The sequence below is a fragment of the Caulobacter sp. B11 genome, from assembly GCF_002737765.1.
Taxonomy (GTDB): domain Bacteria; phylum Pseudomonadota; class Alphaproteobacteria; order Caulobacterales; family Caulobacteraceae; genus Caulobacter.
Window position 1 is genome coordinate 1 of record NZ_PEGG01000239.1, and the last position, 4,322, is coordinate 4,322.

Genomic DNA, 4,322 nt, shown 5'->3' on the forward strand with positions numbered 1-4,322 from the left:
GCCGGATCCGAATAGGACCAGGCCGCCCGAGGTCTCTTCGCGGAACGGCCCGACGGGCCGTTCCGCGACTGAGGTCTAGCGCTTGATCGACATCGAGACGCCGACAAAGCGCGGCTCGCCGGCGATGAAGGTGGGGATGCCGAAGGCGTCGCCCGTATTGCCGGCGTCCTTGATGTAGTCCTGTTCCAGCAGGTTGGTGGCGAACAGCTCGAACTTCAGCGCCGTGTTGTCGGGCTGGTAGCCGACGCGCAGGTTCATCAGGCCATAGGCGCCCTGCTTCTCGTCCTGCAGCTTGTCGCCCGTGGTCTGCAGATCCGCCCGGTCGTTGTTGTTGTCGAAGAACACTTCCGACTGCCAGGTATAGGTCGGCGTGACGGTGAAGCGGCCGACCGGCGAGTCAAAGCCGACATTGGCGCCGAACGACAGGCTGTTGTCGGGCGACAGGCGGAAGCTGTTGTCCTTGAACAGGCCGTTGCCGAAGCGGGCGTGGCTGTAGGCATAGGTGCCGAAGACGCTGGCGTTGGCGTTGATCTGCACGGTCGCCTGGCCCTCGAAGCCGGTCGCCGAGGCCTCGCCGGCGTTGGTCGAGATGATCTGGCCGCCGGACGTGCGGATCGAGGTCTGGAAGTTCTGGTAGTCATAGCGATAGACCGCGCCGTCCAGGGTCAGGCGGCGTTCAAAGAACGCCCCCTTGGCGCCGGCCTCATAGGAGGTGACCTCCTCGGCCGGAATTTCGCTGAACCGCACCGCGCCGCCCGGCGTGGCCGGCGTGCCGCCGCCCACCACCTTGGGACGACGCCCCGTGGCCACCGAGGCGTAGAGATTGGCGTCGGGCGTTACGGCATAGCGGCCGACGACGCGATAGGTCACGCCGCTGTCGTTTAAGCTGCGATACTCGGGCAGCCCGCCCTTGGTCGGCTGGACGAACAGGCCGCGCGCCACGGTCGGCGTGCTGCCGCCAAGCACCGAACCGCCATTGAGCAACTGGGCCGCGTAGCCGCTTTCCTTGTCGTCATAGGTGTAGCGAACCCCGGCCGCCAGTTCGAGCTGGTCGGTAGCCTTCCAGGTCACGTCGGCATAGGCGTCGTAAGACTTGGTCGTGCCGTAGTTGGTATAGCTTTCCAGGTGCTGGCTCTTCAGCGGCGCGAAACCGGGAATGGAATTGATGACGTTCAGGCCCGCGACATTGGGCGCCACGAAGCCAGGAATGGCGCTGGCCCGGGCGGCATAGGCCCGCTCGTTGAACAGCAGCGGCACGCGCTGGCTGCCGTCTTCCCAGAAGTAGCTCAGGCCGCCGAAGGCGGTGATCTTGCCGCCGGCGTCATAGTTGAGGCGCACATCCTGGCTGACCGACTTGCCCTGGGCGTCCTCGGCGAAGGTGAACAGCGGCAGCGAGAAGCCGTCGGCGTCGAACACTTCCTCGCCCGCGAACCGACGATAGGCGCTCGTCGAGGCCAGGGAGAGGCTGTCGCTGATCTTGTAGCTGGCCAGGGCCGTGGCGCTGAACACGTCGCGCTCCAGGCCGAGCTTCTGGTTGTTCTCGAAGCCCGCGACGGTGGCCAGGGCGGCGCCGGAATTACGGCCGCGATCGCCCAGGACCGCGCCGGTGTCCGGATGGGTCGGCAGATAGGTCAGCGACTTGAACGAGGTGCCCGACGGGGCGTCGTTCTGGTAGTTGATCAGCAGGTCGGTGTTGAGCCGGTCATTGGGACGCCAGTTGACCGCCAGGCGCACGGCCGCCGTGTCGGTCGAATTGAAGTCCTCGCCGCCGAGCAGGTTCTCGACATAGCCGTCGCGGTGCTTGACCCGGCCGGCCAGGCGCACCGACAGGGTGTCGGTGACGGGCGCGTTGACCATGCCCTCGGCCAGCCAGTAGCCGAAATTGCCGGCCTCGATCTTGGCCGCGCTCGAGAAGCCGGGCCGGGCCTTGGCCTGGATGACATTGACCGCGCCGATCAGGGCGCCGCGACCATAGAGGGTCGACTGCGGACCCTTGGCCACTTCGATGCGCTCCAGATCGAACAGCTCGACATAGGAGCCGCGCGACTTCGAGATCGACACGCCGTCCTGGTAGACCGAGACGCGCGGCTCGTTGGTGGCTTCGCCCGAGTCGGAGGTGATGCCGCGCATCACGAAGCCCGGGTTGTTGGGCGACTGGTTCTGCACTTCGAAGCCGGGCACGAACAGCGACAGCTCCTCGAACTCCTGGATCCCCAGGGTCTCGAGCATGGCGCCCGAATAGGCGGTCAGGGCGACGGGAACGTCGATCACCTTCTGCTCGCGCTTCTGAGCGGTGACGATCAGTTGCTCGACCTGCACGGCGTCGGCGGGCGCGGGGACCGCGTCGGCCCAGGCGTTGGAGGCGGCGTTCAGCGCCAGGGCGCTGACGGCGGACATGAGCAAGGTGGTGTGGATCGAACGCATCGACTATCCCCTTAGACAACAAGAAATCTAGGGCTGGGCCGATAGGGTCCGGCCGTGTCGGTTGCGCGACAGCATGATAACGGAGCCGTGAAACCCCCTTGGACGCGCTGGATGATGAGATCGACGACGTCGAAACCGGCGCCGAAGACACGGTCCCGCCCGATTTTCGGGACGTCACCCTGACGGCGGAGGACGCTGGGCAGCGACTCGACAAGGTGCTGGCCGGAAAGTTCGAGCCGCTGTCACGGGCCCGGCTTCAGGCCCTGATCGCCCAGGGTCAACTAACCCTGGACGGCGTGGTGATCACCGACGCCTCGCAAAAGGCGCGGCCGGGCCATTATCAGTTGCAGGTGCCCGCCCCGATCGCCGCCGAGCCCGCGGCCGAAGCCATCCCACTGACCGTCCTGTTCGAGGACGCCCATCTGATCGTCATCGACAAGCCGGCCGGCATGGCGGCCCATCCGGCCCCCGGCAACTATACCGGCACCCTGGTCAACGCCCTGCTGCACCACTGCCAGGGCAGCCTGTCGGGAGTGGGCGGCGTGGCGCGGCCGGGCATTGTCCATCGGCTCGACAAGGACACCTCGGGCGTCATGGTCGCCGCCAAGTCCGACGCCGCCCATCAGGGCCTGTCGGCTCTGTTCGCCAAGCACGACATCGACCGGGTCTATCTGGCCCTGACCCGCGGCGCCCCCAGCCCTCGGGCCGACACCATCACCACCCAGTTGGGCCGCTCGCCGGGGGACCGCAAGAAGATGGCCGTCCTGAAGAGCGGCGGCCGCGAGGCCACCACCCACTATCGCGTCGAGGCGACCTTCGGCCCGGCCGACAAGCCCTGGCGGCCCTGGTGTCCTGCCGTCTGGAGACCGGTCGCACCCACCAGATCCGCGTCCACATGGCCAGCAAGGGCGCGCCCTGCCTCGGCGATCCGGTCTATGGGGCCAGCCAGGCCGCCGCCCGGTCAGGGCCCTGATCACCGCCCAGGGCTTCGCGCGCCAGGCCTTGCACGCCTCGGTGCTCGGCTTTGTCCACCCGGTGACCGGCGAGACCCTGCGCTTCGAAACGCCCCTGCCGCCGGACATGGCGCTGCTGCGCGCCGGGCTCGAGGCGCTCTGAGCGCTCAGCCTTGCGTCGCCGAAACAATATCGCCCTAATTGCGCTCGAGGCCGCGCCTAGCGTGCGACCTCCCATCGGGTCGGAGACCTCGCCATGCACGCCGCCCGCCTCGCCCTCGCCCTGACCCTGCTGGCCGCCCCCGGCCTGGCCCTGGCCCACCGCCACCCCCTTGGCCGCCGACGAGGCCGTGGCCACCGCTTCGAAAGCGGTCTGCGCCGGCCACCCAGCCCCGCCCTCCCGGTCGCCGTCGCCCCCAGCGGCCCGATGACCACCCAGGAACAGGTCGACGCCTGGCTGGCCCCGCCCAGGCCGTCGATCCGGCCTACAGCGACGAGGACGCCCCGGATCGCGAGCCCCGCCAGGTCCACGGCAATGGTCAGCGCCACCATCGGCACCGGCGGCTATCGCAGCGCCTATGTCTCGACCGTGATCCCCCTGGGCGAGACCGCCACCCCTGGGCCCGCTGCGCGCCGTCGGCCAGACCGACTACGGAAAACAGCGGCGCTATATCGACGGCTATGGCGCGGGGTACGGCTATGACCAGGGCCCCTATGCCGGCGTGATCGGCGGCGGACGCCACGCCGGCCGACTAGCCCGGGGCGGCAAGAGCCAGTCGGTCGCCATCTCGCTGGCCTTCGGTCAGGAGCGGGACGCCGGCGACTCGGACTGCGCGCCGGGATTTTCGGGTCGATGGTCGCTATGTCGAACCGCTATGGGTGGCTGGTATGCGCGACAAGCGCCTGGTCTGCGACACGGTCTCCCCAAACCCCCTCGCGCTGACC

Annotated in this window: 2 protein-coding genes and 1 pseudogene; 2 read left to right on the top strand and 1 reads right to left on the bottom strand. The window is 68.3% G+C overall.

Going from position 1 to position 4,322, the window contains the following annotated elements; translation table 11 throughout:
* Positions 1 to 75: 75 nt before the first annotated feature.
* Entirely contained in the window at positions 76 to 2,424 is a 2,349-nt protein-coding gene (locus CSW58_RS10120; RefSeq protein ID WP_099447204.1) for a TonB-dependent receptor, read from the bottom strand.
* A gap of 98 nt (positions 2,425 to 2,522) precedes the next feature.
* Here CSW58_RS10120 and CSW58_RS10125 point away from each other — a divergent pair.
* Together CSW58_RS10125 and CSW58_RS14385 are read left to right on the top strand one after the other, a co-directional pair.
* Positions 2,523 to 3,540 (top strand): annotated as a pseudogene (locus CSW58_RS10125) (RluA family pseudouridine synthase).
* Between the two features lie 93 nt (positions 3,541 to 3,633).
* Complete coding sequence (locus CSW58_RS14385) at positions 3,634 to 4,080, top strand: hypothetical protein (protein WP_201721637.1); 447 nt, start codon at positions 3,634 to 3,636, stop codon at positions 4,078 to 4,080.
* Positions 4,081 to 4,322: the final 242 nt, after the last annotated feature.

What these genes read in the sequence shown, in the direction of transcription:
- CSW58_RS10120 (WP_099447204.1), bottom strand. Translation starts at nt 2,424, where the DNA reads ATGCGTTCGATCCACACCACCTTGCTCATGTCCGCCGTCAGCGCCCTG.
- CSW58_RS14385 (WP_201721637.1), top strand. Translation starts at nt 3,634, where the DNA reads ATGCACGCCGCCCGCCTCGCCCTCGCCCTGACCCTGCTGGCCGCCCCC.